Origin of the sequence: Rudaea cellulosilytica DSM 22992 (assembly GCF_000378125.1) — a bacterium.
Classification (GTDB): domain Bacteria; phylum Pseudomonadota; class Gammaproteobacteria; order Xanthomonadales; family Rhodanobacteraceae; genus Rudaea; species Rudaea cellulosilytica.
The window spans coordinates 285,652-301,880 of sequence record NZ_KB899241.1; the positions used below are offsets into that span (position 1 = coordinate 285,652).

Below are 16,229 nucleotides of genomic sequence, written 5' to 3' on the forward strand. Positions count from 1 at the left end.
ACGCTCAACGTCCAATCGGGCAGCGGCGGCATGTTCCCACCAAACTTCGACAAGACCAGGATCGTGCGCACCAACTGGGGCACGCTGACCCTGAAATTCACCGACTGCAACAACGCCACGGCGCAATGGAATCCGGTCATCCCGGCTTACCCGAACGGCTCGATGGACCTGGTTCGCCTCAGCGGCGTCAGCGGACTGGCTTGCCCATGAGCAGCCACGCAAGCAACTCGCCCGCGGCGAAGCCGGTACCTCGGCTTCGTCGCGCGGCGATCGCGATGCTCGCCGCGGCGATGTTGCTCGCGGCCGACATCGGCCATGCGGTCGGCGTTGGCGAACGCGCCCCGGATTTTCGTCTGCCGCAGCTCGGCAAGGACGCGCCGCTCGGCCTCGCTGACCTGCACGGCAAGATCGTCTTCGTCGACTTCTGGGCCTCGTGGTGCAGCCCGTGTCGCGAGGCGATGCCGCAGTACGAAAAACTGCGCGCTTCGCTGCCGGGTGACGGATTCGCGATCCTCGCGGTCAACGTCGACGAAACGCGCGCCGATGCGGAGAAATTCCTCGCCGCGCATCCGGTCGGCTACGCGATCGTGCTCGATCCCGCGGGCGAAGTGCCAAAGGCCTACGGCCTTGTCGGCATGCCGACTTCCTACTTGATCGATCGCAACGGCGTCGTGCGCTGGCGCGGCCAGGGCTTCAAATCCGTCGACATCGACACGCTGCGGCAGGAAATCGACAAACTCACCAAGGAACCTGTGCATGCGTCCTGATCTTTTGCTTCGCCTCACCTGCGCGCTCGCATGCGGCGCCGCGCTCGCCGCCTGCGCGACTAAACCCGTACAGCCCTGGGAACGCGCGCATCTCGCGCGCTGGGACATGCGTTGGGACCCGGACTCCGCACAAACCGCAATGAAGCAGCATGCGTATTTCAGCAAGGAAGGATCGAGCGGCACGATCGGCGCCGCCGGCGCCGGCTGCGGGTGCAACTGATGCTTCGCCCCTCCGCCTCACTCGCCGCCCTGCTCTCCGCCGCCGCGGCCTTGCTGCCGGCCACACCAGCGAATGCCGCCGATAGCGACGAAGCGAACACGCATGCGAGCTACCGTTTTTCCGAGTATGACGAAGATGCGCTCCACGGCAGCGTAGTCGGCGATCCGCGCCGCTATCGCGTGCTCTCGCAACAGCTCGACGTCGATACCAAGCTCGATGGCGGCGCCTGGGGCCTCAAGCTCGATGCGACGCACGAAGTGATGAGCGGTTCGTCGCCCTGGTTCGTCGCTCCCGACGCGCAGCTGCGCCCGGTGCAGGTGTTGAGCGGCGCGACGATACGCGACCATCGCAGCGCGCTGTCGGTCGCGCTGACGCAGAACCCTGGCACGAGCGCGAACACGACCTACACCGCCTCGTACTCGAGCGAGCGCGACTACCGCGCCGCCGCGATCGGCGTAGAGCGCAGCCAGCCGCTCGATGCCGCAACCACGCTCGGCTACGGCGGCAGTTTCTCGCACGACGTGATCGAGCCGACCGACGCGGCGCTGTACAACCGCATCACGCACGCGACAAAAAACACCGCGTCCACGTTTGCCAGCCTCGCCTGGGTGCTCGACCGCGACTCGGTGCTGCAGGCCGGCGTGCAGGTCAACCTCGGCCACGGTTACCTGACCGATCCGTACAAGTTGTTTACCTACGGCGCGGACATCCTCGCCGAGCGGCGCCCCGACCGCCGCGTCGAAGCCGCCGGCCTCGTTCGCTATCGCCGCTCGTACGCGCAGATCGATGCCGCGCTGCATCTCGACTACCGCTACGCGCAGGACAGCTGGGGCCTGACTTCGCATACGATCGAAGCATCCTGGTATCAGGGCCTTGGCCATGGCTGGCGCCTCGTGCCGACCCTGCGTTGGTATAGCCAGTCGGCTGCGCGCTTTTATGCACCGTTCCTTGCCGCGCCGGCCGGGCAACGCTACTACTCGAGCGACTATCGGCTCGGCACCTATGGTGCATTTTCCACAAGTATAAATATCCGCAAGGCGATCGGCCGCTGGGAGTTCAGCCTCGGCGCGGAGCGCTACCACAGCGCCAAGGGCCTGGCGCTCGACGGTGGCGGCGCGGCGGTGCCGGCCTTGGTCGACTCCACGCGGGTCTGGGCAGGGCTCGATTTCGGCATCGACTGATGCGACAGTTCGGCAATGGACCTGCACCGCTACGCGTTCTCGAGCATGGGCTGCCCGTGCGAGATCCAGTTCGAAACGGATTTTGAGTCTGTTGCGCGCGCCGCGGCAGCAAAGGCGCAAACCGAAGTCGCTCGTCTCGACGAGAAATATTCGCATTACCGCGATGACAATTGGCTCGCGCGTCTTTGCGCGAGCGCCGGCAGCGGGCGCGCGATCGAACTCGACGAAGAAGCCGCCAACCTGATCGACTTCGCCGCCGCGCTGCACGCGCAAAGCGCGGGCCGTTTCGACATCACCGCTGGCGCGCTGACCAAACTCTGGGATCTGCAAAGTGGACGCGTTCCCGCGCAAGCACAGATCGACGACGCCGTCGCACGCACCGGCTGGCATCGCGTCGAATGGCAGCGCCCGTACCTGCGCCTGCCGATCGCCGGCATGCGCATCGACTTCGGCGGCATGGTCAAGGAATACGCCGCCGACCGCGCCGCGGAAATCTGTCGGCAGAACGGAGTCACCCACGGCATCGTCGACCTCGGCGGCGATCTCGCCGTCATCGGTGCGCATGCCGGCGGCAGCGCCTGGCTGGCCGGGATCAAGTCGCCGCGCAATCCGGCCAACGTGTACGCCACTATTCAACTCGCGCGAGGTGGCCTGGCCACGAGCGGCGACTACGAGCGCGTCATGATCGTCGACGGCAAGCGTTACTCGCACATCGTCGATCCGACGAACGGGCGACCCGTGGACAGCTTTGCGAGCGTCAGTGTGCTCGCCGACAGTTGCCTCGTCGCCGGTGCGGCGTCGACCGTGGCGATGCTGCTCGGTCTCGAGCAGGGCGCCGCCTATCTGCGCGAACTCGGCCTGCCTTGGCTCGCGGTCGATGCCGATGGCAGGACACGAGGAACGATCGAGGTCGCTGCGAAATGACCCGCCTCAACGACCCGCTTGTGTCGCCAGCTCACGCGTTCCGCGCAGTCGCCATGCAGTCCAGCAGGCGCCGCCTGCGGCGAACGTCGCGAGGCAGGCGAAGCCGGTTGTGGTCATGCCGAGGCCACGCAGGCCGTTCATCGCCAGCGCAATGGTGAAGTCGCCGAGACGCCATACGGCCGTATCGATGAAGCCCTTGGCCTTGTAGCGTTCTTCGCGATCGACGCGTGTGTACAGGCTGTCCGAACTCGGCTTTTCCATGCCATAGGCGAACGAGCGTGTGGCGACGAGCGCGACCGCGATCAAGGCCGGATTGCCGACCAGCACGAGCAGGAGCAGGCCCGCCACTTTGACCGCGTCGGCCGTGATCACGGCGATGACCGGCCCGCGCCGCGTCAGCACCCACGGAGTCAAGGTGAGTTGCAGTACGGTTTGCGTGACATTGATGGCGAGATCGATGTGGGCGAAGAACTCGGTGCGCGCTATGCCGTCGGGAAAATGCGCCTTCGCGTAGTCCGCCTGCAGCGCGTAGAGCACCGTGCCGACGCCGTCGCCGAGCAGCAACAGCAAGGCCATGCTGCGCAGGAAAGGCGATGCGAACACCTGCCTCGCGCCTGCAAGCATGCCGCCGCCGATCACGACCTCGTTGCGGTCGACCCCCTTCTCGATCGGATTGCGCCGCGACCACACGACGAGACCCGCGATGCAGGCGATCGAACATCCGAGCAGGCCGGCCGATACCGCGAGCAGCTTGGCGATGCCGATATGGCCGACGAGACTGCCAGCGAGCAGCGAACCGCCGATCGCGCCGAGCCCGCCGCCAATCGAAATCACGCTGAACAGCCGGTGCGACTGGTCGACGGTGAAGATGTCGGCCATGAAGCTCCAGAACACCGCGACGACGAACAGATTGAACACGCTGACCCAGACGAAGAACACGCCGCCGAGCACCTTCGGATTCAACTGCCCCTGGATTTCGAAGAACGGGATGAAGGCGATCAGGCACAGGATGAAGAACGCATAGACGATCGGCACGAAACGCTTGCGCGGGAAGCGCGCGACGAGCGCGCCGTAGATCGGCGTCAGCGCGAGCGTGACGAGAAAGGTCGCGAGATAAAACGACGGCAGCGAAGTGGACCCGACCGCCGCGACCAGCTGCTCGCGCACCGGCCGCATCACGTAGTACGAGCCGAGCACGCAGAAGAAATACGCGAACGAGAGCAGCAACGCGGGCCATTCCGCGGACTTGATGCGGAAGAAGCCGCGGCTCTGTTCGGTGCTGGATGTCGCCAAGGCGCTGTCGCCGATTGCCGGGGGCGTGAAGGGTAACATGCGTGACGCGGTTTGCCGCCGCTCTGTCGCCGGAAGAAGGCAGGAGATGCCATCTGCAATGCGCTTACCGTATCCTTTGCCGATGACCTTCGCGCTCGCCTCGATCCACATCTATCCGCTGAAATCCGGCGCGCCGCTGGCGCTCAAGTCCTCGGCGGTCGAGACGCGCGGACTCGCCCGCGACCGGCGTTGGATGGCGGTCGATGCCGACGGCAAATTCCTCACCGGGCGCGAGCAGGCGCGCCTGACCCTGATCCGCGCGCTGCCGAATGCGGACGGCTCGCTGCATCTCGACGCACCCGCGACCTCGGGCATTCGCGTTGCCGTGCCCGATACCCACGGCCGACGCATCGCCACCGCGGTGTGGGACAACCCGGTCGCGCCGCTACTTGCCGATGAAACCACGAACGCGTGGCTGAGCAAGTTCCTCGGCAAACCAGCGCGCCTGGTGTACATGGACGCGGAATGCGTGCGCGCGGTCGACGCGAAGTATGCGCGCGCCGGCGATGAAGTCAGCTTCGCCGACGGCTTCCCGCTGCTGCTGATCTCGCAGGCGGCACTCGACCTGCTCAACTCGAAACTCGCCGTGCCCGTGACTATGCTGCGCTTCCGCCCGAATCTCGTTGTCGCCGGCAGCGAACCGCATGCCGAGGACGGCTGGAAACGCATCCGCGTCGGCGAGGTCGAGTTCGACGTGGTCAAGCCCTGCGTTCGCTGTGTGTTCACCACGGTCGATTTTGAGCGCGGCGAGCGCGATCCTTCCGGCGAACCCCTGCGCACGCTGATCGGCTACCGCCGCGGCGAAAAGGGCGTGACCTTCGGACAGAACCTGATTCCTCGCGGGCGGGGCGTGGTGCGTGTCGGCGACAGCGTCAGCGTCATCGCGTGAAGCTCGTCGTTCCGGCAGGGACTGCCGGAACCCAGATTACAGGGATGTCAATCTGAAGAAATGCCGTGGAGAAGCACCCCTGCGTCTACATCCTTGCCAGCGGACGCAACGGCACACTCTACATCGGCGTAACGTCCGACCTGATCAAGCGCATTTACGAGCATCGTAACGATGTCGTCGAGGGATTCACAAACAAGTACATCGTCCATGACCTGGTCTGGTACGAGCAGCACGCTGAAATGCTTTCGGCTATCGCACGCGAAAGGCAATTGAAGAAATGGTCGCGCAAAGCCAAGATTGTCCTTGTCGAACGGCACAACCCACAGTGGAAGGATTTGTGGTCTGATTTGATCGAAGGGTGATCGACACCTGGCATCCGTGCGGTCTGGATTCCGGCAATCCATGCCGGAATGACGAGAAAAAGGGTGAGCCGCCAGATCGCGCAAGCATGACTTCCGGCCTACCGGACCGGCGCGGAGCGCTTGCTATGCTGCGCCGTCGTCCACAAGGATCCCGCAATGCGCCGCGTACTCGCCGCCCTCGTCGTCTTTTCCACATCCACGATCGCGCAGGCTATGGCGCCTGTGCCGGCCGACACACCGTATCCCGGCGTGCTGAAGCTGCAGGTGGATGCGACCGATCTCGACCATCGCATCTTTCGCGTGCACGAAGAAATTCCGGCGACACCCGGGGGGCTGACCCTGCTCTATCCGCAATGGCTGCCCGGCAACCACGCACCGCGCGGGCCGATCGACAAATTCGCCGGTCTCGTGATCCGCGCCAACGGCAAGACGCTGGCGTGGCGGCGCGATCCGGAAAACGTCTACGCCTTTCACGTCGACGTGCCCGAGGGTGCGAACGCGATCGAGGCGGAATTCCAGTTCCTCTCGCCGCTGGACGGCGGCCAGGGCCGCGTCGTGATGACGCCGGAGATGCTCAACCTGCAATGGAACACGGTCGCGCTGTATCCGGCCGGACACAATGCGAGCCAGGTGCAGGTCGCCGCGAGCGTGACGCTGCCCGCCGGCTGGGAATTCGCCACCGCGCTCGAACGCGACGGCGCGAGCAGCGACGGCAAAGCCAACTTCAAGCCGGTCGACTTCGCCACGCTGGTCGACTCGCCGATGTTCGCCGGCCGCTATTTCAAGCGCGTCGACCTCGATCCCGGTGCGAAGGTACCGGTGCATCTCAACATCGTCGCCGACGAGGCGAAGTACCTCGAGATCAAACCCGAACAGTTGAAGGTGCACCAGCAATTGGTCAAGCAGGCGTACAAGCTCTACGGCTCGCAGCATTACGACCACTACGACTTCCTGTTCGCGCTGTCGAACAAGCTCAGCGGCATCGGCCTCGAACACCATCGCTCCAGCGAAAACGGCGTCGCGCCCGAGTACTTCACCGATTGGAACAAGCAGGCCGGTGAACGCGACCTGCTGCCGCACGAGTACACGCATTCGTGGAACGGCAAGTTCCGCCGCCCGGCGGACCTCGCCACGCCGAACTTCAACGTGAGCATGGGCGATACCCTGCTCTGGGTCTACGAAGGCCAGACGCAATACTGGGGCAACGTGCTCGCCGCACGCGCGGGCCTGCACAGCGCCGAACAGGCGCGCGACGAGCTCGCGATCACGGTGGCCAACTACGCCGACAACCGCCCGGGGTTTTCCTGGCGCAACGTGCAGGACACGACCAACGACCCGACCATCGCCCAGCGTCGCCCGCTGCCGTATCGCAACTATCAGATGAGCGAGGACTACTACAGCGCCGGCGCGCTGGTCTGGCTCGCGGTCGACACGAAGCTGCGTGAACTCAGTCAAGAAAAGAAGTCGCTCGATGATTTCGCCCACGCCTTCTTCGGTGTCGACAACGGCGACTGGAAGGTCAAAACGTATACTTTCGACGACGTCGCCGCGACGCTGAACGCGATCGCGCCGAACGACTGGGCGAAATTCCTGCGCGAACGCGTCGACGCCAATGCGCCGCCGCTCGACGGCCTCGCCGCCGCCGGCTGGAAGCTCGTCTACACCGACAAGCCCAGCGACTACCAGAAGAACGCCGAAGGCAACGCGAAGACGAACAACTTCGCCGCCTCGATCGGTCTCATGGTCGCGAGCGACGGCGGCCGCATCTCCGACGTGCGCTGGAACGGCCCCGCGTTCAAGGCCGGCATCGCGCCCGGCGGCACGCTAATCGCGATCAACGGTCGCGAGTACCGGCCAGAACGCCTCGCCGACACGATCAAGGAAGCCAAGAGCAGCAATGCGCCGATCGAACTGCTGGTGAAGAGCGGCGACCTCTATCGCACGTTCAAAATCGACTACCACAACGGCGCGAAGTACCCGCACCTCGAACGCATCCCCGGCACCGTCGACCGGCTCGGCGCAATCCTCGCGCCGCGCTGACGGCGTCCGCCGCCGTTGCCCTGCATTGCCCCTTCCCAATCGACATGTGACGACGTCAATGAGAAATCCCGTTGCCGACGAGAACCTCACGATTAGGCCGCGGAGTCAGGTGGAATTTTGTGATTGAAGGCTAGTCACAGGTGGCACAGAAATGCCCTATCCAGCCTTGTTGGTCGTATTAGCTCTAGTGACCCTGATTCTCTGGGGCATCATCTTCGGCGGGAAAGGATGCGTTCGGACACTTGAAGAGTGGTACAAAAAATATGGCGACGCGCTTTAACCCTTCTCCTGGCTCAAGCACTAGGGCGCGCGTAAGCCCAGGACATCGACCTATGGCAGAAAAACCAACTGCGGAAGACGTCGCGCTTTGGCAGAGGCGTTTGGCCTCTCAGGCCAACAACCGAGCGTGGACGCTCGCTGAAATGCTTCGCCGCTCGCCCGAGGAAGATGAAGAGATGCTGCAGGCTGCACATGCGGCGATGTACTTCTGGAAGATTGTTGGCAAGCCGAGCAATCACGCCCATGCCGCGCAGTTGCTTGCGCACGTGTACGCACTGCTCAGACTCCCCGGACCTGCAGCGCACTATCTGGGCAAATCGCTGCCGCACTTCACGCAACACGACTGTGCGCCATGGGAGCTGGCGTTTGCCCATGCGGTGGCGGCCAACGTCGCCTCAGCAAAAGGCGACACAGCGGCACATGCCGAGCACTACTTGCAGGCCAAAGCAGCCGCCGAGCACATAACCGACGCGGAGACGCGCGAGATGTTCGCCGCCACGTTGCGTGTCGTACCCGCGCCCAATCCCTGAGCACAGGTTTTGAGGCAAGGTGCAGCCAAGCTATTCGGTCGGGTGGACCGCCGCGATGGGCTTCGGTATCGTCGTGCGCTCTGCGGCAGCGGCCGCTTAGTTCAAGCGCTGAGTGTCTTCGATGCGACTTTGGTCATTGCATCCGCGGTACCTTGATCCTCAAGGCCTCGTCGCGCTGTGGCGAGAAGCGCTGCTGGCCCGCGCCGTTCTCGCCGGGAGCACCCGCGGCTACCGCAATCATCCGCAGCTCGAACGGTTTCGCGCGCACTCGACGCCGCGCTCCGCGATCAGTTCCTATCTTCGCGGCGTTCATGCCGAAGCATTGGCCCGCGGCTATTCCTTCGATCGCGACAAGATAGGCCGCGGGCAGGTGCAGGCGCCCATTCCGGTCAATACGGGACAGATGCAATACGAATGGGATCACCTGTTGCGCAAGCTGGCGGTACGCAATCCCGCGCTATGGGAGCAGTGGCGTCACATCAGCACTCCCGAATCCCATCCGATATTCCGTATCCGGCCCGGTCCGATCGAATCATGGGAGCGCATCGATGACACTCGGTCGAAACGCGACTGACCCTCGCCAATCGATGTAGACAAAGAGGCCATGATGAGCAACGAACGCGATGCCCGAGACCAATGCGGTGGACATCGCCAAACACCGGCGAGTTGAAACGCAACGGGATAGGCGTTGCGCTAAGCTGTCGCCCCCGGAGCGGCAACGGCCGCCCGGCCCCGCCGTCAGGCGGCCCACGGCATCGACAATCTACGCGGACGGACGAATCATGGCTAAAGTTACAGGAATCGGCGGCGTCTTCTTCAAGAGCAGAAACGACAACAAGGCGCTGGCCGCTTGGTATCAGAAGCACCTGGGCATACCGCTGCAGGCCTGGGGCGGCGCGGCACTGCGCTGGCCGGACGACAAGGCCGATGACAAAGGAGTGACCGCATGGCATGTCGCCGGCAAGGACAGCCAGTGGTTCAGCCCCAGCGACTCCGCCTTCATGATCAATTATCGCGTCGACGATCTTGGCGAGTTGATCGCGCAGCTGCGCGCGGACGGGATCGAAATCGTCAGCGGCCCCGAGTCGCACGAAAACGGCAAGTTCGCCTGGGTCATGGACCCGGACGGCAACAAGGTGGAGCTGTGGCAGCCGATGGCTTGGGACGAGAAGAACAAGAGCGCGTGAGGGAATCTCTGCACAAGCTGCTGCGCTCGACATTTCGCACGTCGGCGGTGCTCGGACTGCGAAGGCAGGATGCCGGAGCGAACGGCGAAGCCGGCCCGAAGGGCGAGCCGCGGATGCGGCGAGTCATCCTCACATACTTCTATGTATGCTCCGGTTCCTGCGCTCCGGCGGCACACGAACTGTCTTCGCTCGCGACGCTTGTGCAGAGATTCCTGGGGACGCCGCTTCTTTTCGAACGCGAAACGCCGTGAACGCATCTGCCGAGCAGCCGCTGCAGTCCGGCGTGCTGACTTCGCCGGCGGATCCGCTGCTCGCCGATGCCGTCGCGCGGACCCTGCGTGCACCGGCTGCCGATCGCGCCGCGCTGTTCGCCGGTCTGGTTCGCGACATCGAGGCCTTCATGGCCGCGCGTCCGCAGGAACGCCCGTGGACATGCAAGGTCTATCGTGGCACCGAAGGCTCGGTGATCTTTCGCGGCGGCGTCGGCCACTCGCTCGTGATCGATCCTGCCGGCCGCCTCTGGCGCGCGCGAAGCTACGAGGATTTCGAAACCACCTATGTGTTCGCAGGCGGCAGCTGCGACATCGACACGCTGACCCCGATCTATGCGCAGATGCGCGAATACCTTCCCGCGTGAGTCAGCATTGGCATCCCTTGCCTTCAACCCTTTCCACGGATATCTCCCATGAGCGCAGACACTCCTCTCACCGAATACCTCGTCATCTCGCGCGGCCAGTGGGACGCGTCCGCACCGAAGGAAGACATCCAGCGCGCGATCGACGCGTTCTATGTCTGGCACGAGCGCATGGTCACGGAGGGCAAGGCGACACGAGGAAGCCGGCTGATGAAGGACGGCAGGTTCGTCTCGCGCCGCGGCGTGGTCGACGGACCCTACTCCGAAGCAAAAGAAGTGATCGGTGGCTATTGGTCCGTGTATGCGCGCAGTCTCGACAAGGCGGCGCATTTGCTCGCACAGAATCCGTGCCTGGCCTTCGGACTCGTCAACGAGGTACGCGAACTCGACCCGGCGCAGGGCAACGCCTTCGCCGTGACTGCGGAAACGCCGGCAGCCGGCTGAGCATGCGATGATCGCGGTACCGGAAATCGCACTCGCCACGATCGCCGACGCGCAGGCCATCGCCGTGCTCGCGCGCGATGAGATCGAGCACGGACTGGGCTGGTCGTGGACGCCGGCGCGGGTGCAACATTGCATCCGCGATCCGCGCAGCAACGTGATCGTCGCCCGCGATGGCGTAGGCGTGATCGGCTTCGCGTTGATGAGCTACGACGCGGAACACGCACATCTCCTGTTGTTCGGCATCGCGCCGGCATGGCGGCGCCGCGGCGTCGCCAGCGCGCTGTGGGCCTGGCTCGAGGCGACGCTGCGCACGGCCGGCATCCGCAGTGCCCAGGTCGAACTGCGCGCCTCCAATCTCGCTGCGCGGGCGTTCTACGAGCGCGTCGGTTTCGAGCAGGTCAACGCAACGCAGCGCTACTACCGCGGCGTCGAGACGGCGCTGCACATGGTCAAGGAATTGACCGCGGGAAGTTCGTGACCCGCAGGCGTCGCGTGCTGCGCTGCGATGGAGCATCTGCTCTAGCGCCCCCCTTTAGCCTCGCCGAAGTCTGCCGCGCAAGCGGCGCAGGGATTTCCGCATGAAGTACGACTGCATCATCGTCGGCGCCGGATCGGCCGGCTGCGTGCTGGCCAATCGCCTGAGCGAGGATCCGAACCGGCGTGTGCTGCTGCTTGAAGCGGGCCCATCCGACTGGCACCCGTTCATTCACATGCCGGCCGGCATCGCCAAGCTGGTCGGCAAGAAAGGCATCAACTGGAACTACACGACCGAGCCCGAAGCGCAGCTCGGCGGTCGCCGTCTGTGGTGGCCGCGCGGACGCGTGCTCGGCGGCTCGAGTTCGATCAACGCGATGTGCTACGTGCGCGGCGTTGCCGGCGACTACGATGGTTGGGCGCACGCGAGCGGCGATGAGCGCTGGGCCTGGCGCAACGTGCTGCCCGTGTTCAAGCGCTCGGAGAACAATGTGCGCGGCGCGAGCGAATGGCACGGGGTCGGCGGCGCCCTCAGCGTATCGGACCTGCTCTACCACAACGAACTCTCGCAGGCGTTCATTGATGCCGCTGTGGCGGGTGGGCATGCGCGCAACGACGATTTCAATGCCGGAGAACAGGCCGGCTTCGGCTACTATCAGGTGACGCAGAAGAACGGCGCACGTGCCTCGGCCGCGCAGGCCTTCCTTAAGCCGGCGCGCGCACGCGCGAACCTGACCGTGCTCACGCGCGCGGCGACGGAACGCGTGCTGCTCTCGGGCGCGCGTGCGATCGGCGTCGACTACCGCCACCGCGGCCGGCTCACGCGCGCGGAAGGCGGCGAAGTCATCCTCTGTGGCGGCGCGATCAACTCGCCGCAACTGCTGATGCTCTCGGGCATCGGCCCGGCCGACCATCTGCGCGCGCTCGGCATCGCGGTGGCGCACGATCTCGCCGGCGTCGGCGGCAATCTGCAGGATCATCTCGACGTCTGCACCTTGCAGCACAGCACGCAGCCGATCACCTACGACAAGCTCAACGACGCGGCCGTGGCCTGGCAGTATCTGACCAAGCGCAAAGGTCCCGGCACCTCGAACGTGGCCGAGGCCGGCGGCTTTGCGCGTTCGCGTTTCGCGCGCGACGCGAACTGCGACGTGCAATTCCACTTCGTCCCGGCGATGCTCGACGATCACGGCCGCCATCGCCTGCCCGGCCACGGCTACACCGTGCATGCCTGCTTCCTGCGTCCGCGCAGCCGCGGCACGATCCGGCTGCGCTCGGCCGATCCATCCGCACCGGCGCGGATCCAGGCGAACTATCTCTCCGATGCCGAAGGCTTCGACCTGAAAATGATGATCGAGGCGACCAAGCTGTCGCGCGAGATCTTCGCTCAAGCGCCGTTCGACGCGTACCGCGGCAGCGAAATTTTTCCGGGTGCCGAGGCGAAGACGGATGCCGAACTCGAAGCGTTCGTGCGCAACAAGGCCGAGACGATCTACCATCCAGTGGGTACCTGTCGCATGGGCACGGACAACGGCGCCGTGGTCGATTCCGAATTGCGCGTGCGCGGCATCGAAGCGCTGCGCGTGGTCGATGCTTCGGTCATGCCTTCGTTGCTTGGCGGCAATACGAATGCGCCGACGATCATGATCGCGGAGCGTGCGGCGGATCTGATCCGGTCCGCCTAGCACGGTTCATCGTGCCCGTTTTTTGATTTTATCTGACCGTGTCCATCCGGTTTTCCGCGCGCGTCCAGCGTGCGGGTCACTTTCTCTTGCTTGTGCAAGAGAAAGTGACCAAAGAGAACACACTCCGGATGCCGCGCTGCCTGCGGCAGTGCGCGAGGTCAGGCCGGGGTTCGTTGAACGCACGTCCCTGATGCGTGCAGCGAACTCGCGCGCATCGTGCGCGCGCTCCTGCGGACATTTCCGTCCTGCCCTCGCCGCGGCAAACGGGGACCCGAAGATCACGAGCCGGATCAAGAGCAAGGGCATGCGAGGCGCCTCTGCTTCTGCTTTCGCGCACAGGATGCGCGCTGCTTTGGTTTTTTCGGGTCCCCATTACATTGCGGCGGCAGCGGTCGGAAACGCCCGCAGGGGCGGCGCGAGGGATCGCGCCGACCGCTGACGCGGACCCGGAGCGCAGGATGCGCGCAGGGCGCAATGTTCTGGGGCGTGTCTCTTTGCTTACTTTCTCTGCACGAGCAGAGAAAGTAAGACGCTCGTCCGCAGGACGAGTGGAAGCCCTTGCTCTAAAAAGCAAAAGATCAAAGAATCGAGAGGCGGCGCGCCTCTATGCTGCCTGCTCAAGCAGCGGCGGCAGCGGACAATGCAGCGCCGCGCAGATCGTGCGCAACAACTCGGCCTCGCTGACCGAGACCATGCCGTCGGCGCCGACCGCGCGCGTGAGGCCACGCACGAGCAGTTCCTTGCCGGCGGGCACGAGCCGATCGAGCTTCGGCAGTGCGGCGTCGAGCGCGCGCACGAAATCCTCGGGCGGCGCATAGCGCGCATTCGCATCGGGCAGCACCTCGTGCATGCCAAGCTGGAACGCACGCGCGGCCTCGGCCGCATCGTCGTTGCCGTAGCGCGCGATCGTGGCGACCACAGTGATGATCTCAGTGGCGCAATCGGTCAGCTTGCTGCTGCCGCCCGCAGCGGTCTTCGACGGGTCGAGCGCTTCGATCACCTGGGCCGAGACCAAAGTGGCAAGGCAGTACTCCTCGAGCTGGACGCGACCGTCGGTCTGGATGAGCTGGCGCAGCACGATGACGAAGGTCTGCAGCTCGCCGCGCGCGCGCTTGCGCAAGGCAGGGAACGCGAGTTGGGCAAGCGGCAGGCGCTGCATCGGGTGCAGGTTGGCGACGTCGGCGGCGATCTCCTCGATGCCGGCGCGCGTGGCGGTACCGAAATACTTTTCGATGAGGCCGAGCTGCTTGGCGCGAAGGTCTGCGCCGGCGTCGAGGGCCAGCGCAAGCACGACCTGCGGCGCGCGCTCGGCCGAATAGGCGTAAGCGCGCAGCGTGTCGGCGATCGTCGTATGGATCGCGCTCGCGGCGCGGTAATCGTCCGATCCCGGATGCGCGACCTGAGTGACAACCTTGTTCGGGGTCAGCGCGATCGCCGCATCGACCGGTGGCAGCACGCCGGGGGTCGCGGACGCGCGCGCACGTGACGCACCTGCGGGCGCGAGCCCGGAGATCGAGACCTCGGCGCCTTCTTCGTCGACCGCCTCGACCGGCGCGCTCCAGGCCTTGGCGATCGCCACCAGTTCCTGCGGATCGAACTGCGGATCGATCGCAAGGATGCGCTTGTGCAGCGGCGGATGGGTGGCGAACAGCGCGGAGTAGCCGACGCCGTCGCCGAAGAACATGTGCGCGGCTTCCTCGCGCTCCGAGGTTTCGAGTTTGGAGCCTTCGGCGAGTCCGGCGATTTTCTTCAGCGCGCCGGCGATCCCCTGCGACTGGCGCGTGAACTGCACGGCGGAAGCGTCGGCGAGGTATTCGCGCTGACGCGACACGCCGGCCTTGATCAGGCGGCCGAAGAACAGGCCGATCGAGCCGATGATCAGCAGCGCGATGCCGAGGAACACCTGCCAGTTCGAATCGCGCCCGCGCCCGCTCCACTGCAGCATCTTGCTGCCGACGATGCCGATGACGAGGATGCCGAACAGCACGCCCATGAGGCGGATGTTGAGGCGCATGTCGCCGTTGAGCACGTGGCTGAACTCGTGCGCAATCACGCCCTGCAGTTCGTCGCGCGTGAGCTTGTCGAGGCAGCCGCGCGTCACCGTGATCGCCGCGTCGGAGGAGGTATAGCCCGAGGCGAAAGCATTGATTCCCGGCTCGTTCTCGAGCACGTAGACCTCGGGTACGGGAACGCCCGAGGCGATTGCGATTTCCTCGACCACGTTGCGCAGGCGCTTGTAGGCGAAATTGCCGGCGACGGCCGGATCGTGGGGATCGAGCAGGGTCGCGCCGAGCTGGCGCGCGACTACGCCGCCGCCGGCGCGCAGGCTCGAAATCTTGTACAGCATCGAGCAGCCGATCACAGCGAGCACGACCAGCGTCGTAGCGACGAGCACGCCGGTCTGCGGCGAGGCCGCCGCGCGATAGGCGTTGCGATGGCCGTCGCCCATGACGCCGAACGCGATCGCGACGACGAGGTCGACCGCGGCGACGATGCACACCACCGCGATGGTGAACAACACGAGCATGCGCCGCGTCTGCGCGCGGGCACGATCCTGCTGGGCGAAGAAATTCATCTGCGAGGCGGGAATGGGTGCCAGGAAGCAGGGAACAGAAAGCGGCTTTCGTCGCTCTCCCGTTCCCTTTCCCGTTCCCGCTTTAGGTGAACGACACCTTGACCGCCTTGCGCGCTTCCGGCGACTCGATTTCGAGCGGCGTCGCCGGGGTGAAGGCGAACGAGTTGGCGATGATCGAGTTGGGGAACACTTCGCGCTTGTTGTTGTAGAACAACACGCCGTCGTTGTAGGCCTGACGCGCGAACGCGACTTTGTTCTCGGTCGAGGTCAGCTCCTCGGAGAGCTGCATCATGTTCTGATTGGCCTTGAGGTCGGGATACGCCTCGGCGACCGCGTTGAACTTCAAGAGCGCCTGCTGCAATTGCGTCTCTGCGCCGGACAGCGCCTGCATCGCCGACGGATCGCCCGGATTCGCCTTGGCCGCGGCCAGTCCGTTCATCGCCGCACCGCGCGCAGCGGTGACTGCCTGCAGCGTGTCGGCTTCATGCTTCATGTAACCCTTGGCCGTCTCGACCAGGTTCGGGATCAGGTCATAGCGGCGCTGCAGCTGCACGTCGATTTGCGCAAACGCGTTCTTGTAGCCGTTGCGCGCCGTCACCAAGCCATTGTAGATGCCGACCAACCACAAGCCGACCACTACGACGACGGCCAACAGAATTAGTACAGACATAACATTTTCCCCGTTTCTTGGCGCTAGAATGGCGCC

At 64.9% G+C, this 16,229-nt stretch carries 18 protein-coding genes; 15 read left to right on the top strand and 3 right to left on the bottom strand.

The window, feature by feature from the left end; genetic code table 11:
* The 5 genes from F455_RS22770 to F455_RS0101365 form a co-directional block, all read left to right on the top strand.
* Positions 1-210, top strand: a 210-nt coding sequence (locus tag F455_RS22770; RefSeq protein WP_026292952.1) for a hypothetical protein, incomplete at its 5' end; no start/stop codon positions are given.
* Positions 207-767 (top strand): TlpA family protein disulfide reductase, encoded by a 561-nt coding sequence (locus tag F455_RS19340; RefSeq protein ID WP_018971456.1) that lies wholly within the window; start codon positions 207-209, stop codon positions 765-767. The genes F455_RS22770 and F455_RS19340, both read left to right, overlap by 4 nt.
* Positions 757-987, top strand: coding sequence for a DUF4266 domain-containing protein (locus F455_RS0101355; protein WP_018971457.1), 231 nt, complete (start codon positions 757-759; stop codon positions 985-987). Before F455_RS19340 ends, F455_RS0101355 begins: the two co-directional genes overlap by 11 nt.
* Positions 987-2,168, top strand: coding sequence for a DUF3570 domain-containing protein (locus F455_RS0101360; protein WP_018971458.1), 1,182 nt, complete (start codon positions 987-989; stop codon positions 2,166-2,168). The genes F455_RS0101355 and F455_RS0101360 overlap by 1 nt, the downstream gene beginning before the upstream one ends.
* Positions 2,169-2,183: 15 nt before the next feature.
* The gene (locus F455_RS0101365; protein WP_018971459.1) at positions 2,184-3,092 is read left to right on the top strand and encodes an FAD:protein FMN transferase; all 909 of its coding nucleotides are present in this window, start codon (positions 2,184-2,186) and stop codon (positions 3,090-3,092) included.
* A 6-nt stretch (positions 3,093-3,098) separates the two neighbouring features.
* Here the strand turns inward: F455_RS0101365 and F455_RS0101370 are convergent, their stop codons facing one another.
* Positions 3,099-4,385: an NTP/NDP exchange transporter gene (locus tag F455_RS0101370; protein ID WP_157578371.1), complete on the bottom strand. Its 1,287-nt coding sequence runs from the start codon at positions 4,383-4,385 to the stop codon at positions 3,099-3,101.
* A 121-nt stretch (positions 4,386-4,506) separates the two neighbouring features.
* Between F455_RS0101370 and F455_RS0101375 the strand changes: the two genes are divergently transcribed.
* From F455_RS0101375 to F455_RS0101430, 10 genes are all read left to right on the top strand, one after another.
* Entirely contained in the window at positions 4,507-5,313 is an 807-nt protein-coding gene (locus F455_RS0101375; RefSeq protein WP_018971461.1) for an MOSC domain-containing protein, read from the top strand.
* Positions 5,314-5,378: 65 nt separating this feature from the next.
* On the top strand, positions 5,379-5,675 hold the full coding sequence (locus tag F455_RS0101380) for a GIY-YIG nuclease family protein (protein WP_018971462.1): 297 nt from the start codon (positions 5,379-5,381) through the stop codon (positions 5,673-5,675).
* 156 nt (positions 5,676-5,831) lie between these two features.
* The gene (locus F455_RS0101385; RefSeq protein ID WP_018971463.1) at positions 5,832-7,715 is read left to right on the top strand and encodes a M61 family metallopeptidase; all 1,884 of its coding nucleotides are present in this window, start codon (positions 5,832-5,834) and stop codon (positions 7,713-7,715) included.
* A gap of 422 nt (positions 7,716-8,137) precedes the next feature.
* Positions 8,138-8,524: a hypothetical protein gene (locus F455_RS21720; protein ID WP_018971465.1), complete on the top strand. Its 387-nt coding sequence runs from the start codon at positions 8,138-8,140 to the stop codon at positions 8,522-8,524.
* Between the two features lie 121 nt (positions 8,525-8,645).
* Positions 8,646-9,098 carry a pyrimidine dimer DNA glycosylase/endonuclease V gene (locus F455_RS0101400; RefSeq protein WP_033408883.1) on the top strand — a complete coding sequence of 151 codons (453 nt, stop codon included), beginning with the start codon at positions 8,646-8,648 and terminating at the stop codon, positions 9,096-9,098.
* Positions 9,099-9,147: 49 nt separating this feature from the next.
* Positions 9,148-9,711: a VOC family protein gene (locus F455_RS0101405; RefSeq protein ID WP_245539929.1), complete on the top strand. Its 564-nt coding sequence runs from the start codon at positions 9,148-9,150 to the stop codon at positions 9,709-9,711.
* A 247-nt stretch (positions 9,712-9,958) separates the two neighbouring features.
* Positions 9,959-10,348: a hypothetical protein gene (locus tag F455_RS0101415; RefSeq protein ID WP_018971469.1), complete on the top strand. Its 390-nt coding sequence runs from the start codon at positions 9,959-9,961 to the stop codon at positions 10,346-10,348.
* Positions 10,349-10,396: 48 nt separating this feature from the next.
* On the top strand, positions 10,397-10,789 hold the full coding sequence (locus tag F455_RS0101420) for a YciI family protein (RefSeq protein WP_018971470.1): 393 nt from the start codon (positions 10,397-10,399) through the stop codon (positions 10,787-10,789).
* 7 nt (positions 10,790-10,796) lie between these two features.
* Entirely contained in the window at positions 10,797-11,267 is a 471-nt protein-coding gene (locus F455_RS19350) for a GNAT family N-acetyltransferase (protein ID WP_018971471.1), read from the top strand.
* Positions 11,268-11,367: 100 nt separating this feature from the next.
* Positions 11,368-12,948, top strand: coding sequence for a GMC family oxidoreductase (locus F455_RS0101430; RefSeq protein ID WP_018971472.1), 1,581 nt, complete (start codon positions 11,368-11,370; stop codon positions 12,946-12,948).
* A 604-nt stretch (positions 12,949-13,552) separates the two neighbouring features.
* Here the strand turns inward: F455_RS0101430 and F455_RS0101435 are convergent.
* Both F455_RS0101435 and F455_RS0101440 read right to left on the bottom strand, forming a co-directional pair.
* Positions 13,553-15,523 (bottom strand): M48 family metallopeptidase, encoded by a 1,971-nt coding sequence (locus F455_RS0101435; RefSeq protein WP_018971473.1) that lies wholly within the window; start codon positions 15,521-15,523, stop codon positions 13,553-13,555.
* A gap of 82 nt (positions 15,524-15,605) precedes the next feature.
* The gene (locus F455_RS0101440; RefSeq protein ID WP_026292955.1) at positions 15,606-16,193 is read right to left on the bottom strand and encodes a LemA family protein; all 588 of its coding nucleotides are present in this window, start codon (positions 16,191-16,193) and stop codon (positions 15,606-15,608) included.
* Positions 16,194-16,229 lie beyond the last annotated feature (36 nt).

Coding starts and splice junctions, on each gene's coding strand:
- F455_RS0101440 (WP_026292955.1), bottom strand. CDS start 16,193: ATGTCTGTACTAATTCTGTTGGCCGTCGTCGTAGTGGTCGGCTTGTGG.
- F455_RS19350 (WP_018971471.1), top strand. CDS start 10,797: ATGATCGCGGTACCGGAAATCGCACTCGCCACGATCGCCGACGCGCAG.
- F455_RS0101365 (WP_018971459.1), top strand. CDS start 2,184: ATGGACCTGCACCGCTACGCGTTCTCGAGCATGGGCTGCCCGTGCGAG.
- F455_RS0101435 (WP_018971473.1), bottom strand. CDS start 15,523: ATGAATTTCTTCGCCCAGCAGGATCGTGCCCGCGCGCAGACGCGGCGC.
- F455_RS0101375 (WP_018971461.1), top strand. CDS start 4,507: ATGACCTTCGCGCTCGCCTCGATCCACATCTATCCGCTGAAATCCGGC.
- F455_RS0101385 (WP_018971463.1), top strand. CDS start 5,832: ATGCGCCGCGTACTCGCCGCCCTCGTCGTCTTTTCCACATCCACGATC.
- F455_RS0101400 (WP_033408883.1), top strand. CDS start 8,646: ATGCGACTTTGGTCATTGCATCCGCGGTACCTTGATCCTCAAGGCCTC.
- F455_RS0101430 (WP_018971472.1), top strand. CDS start 11,368: ATGAAGTACGACTGCATCATCGTCGGCGCCGGATCGGCCGGCTGCGTG.
- F455_RS0101360 (WP_018971458.1), top strand. CDS start 987: ATGCTTCGCCCCTCCGCCTCACTCGCCGCCCTGCTCTCCGCCGCCGCG.
- F455_RS0101355 (WP_018971457.1), top strand. CDS start 757: ATGCGTCCTGATCTTTTGCTTCGCCTCACCTGCGCGCTCGCATGCGGC.
- F455_RS0101405 (WP_245539929.1), top strand. CDS start 9,148: ATGCCCGAGACCAATGCGGTGGACATCGCCAAACACCGGCGAGTTGAA.
- F455_RS0101420 (WP_018971470.1), top strand. CDS start 10,397: ATGAGCGCAGACACTCCTCTCACCGAATACCTCGTCATCTCGCGCGGC.
- F455_RS21720 (WP_018971465.1), top strand. CDS start 8,138: ATGCTTCGCCGCTCGCCCGAGGAAGATGAAGAGATGCTGCAGGCTGCA.
- F455_RS19340 (WP_018971456.1), top strand. CDS start 207: ATGAGCAGCCACGCAAGCAACTCGCCCGCGGCGAAGCCGGTACCTCGG.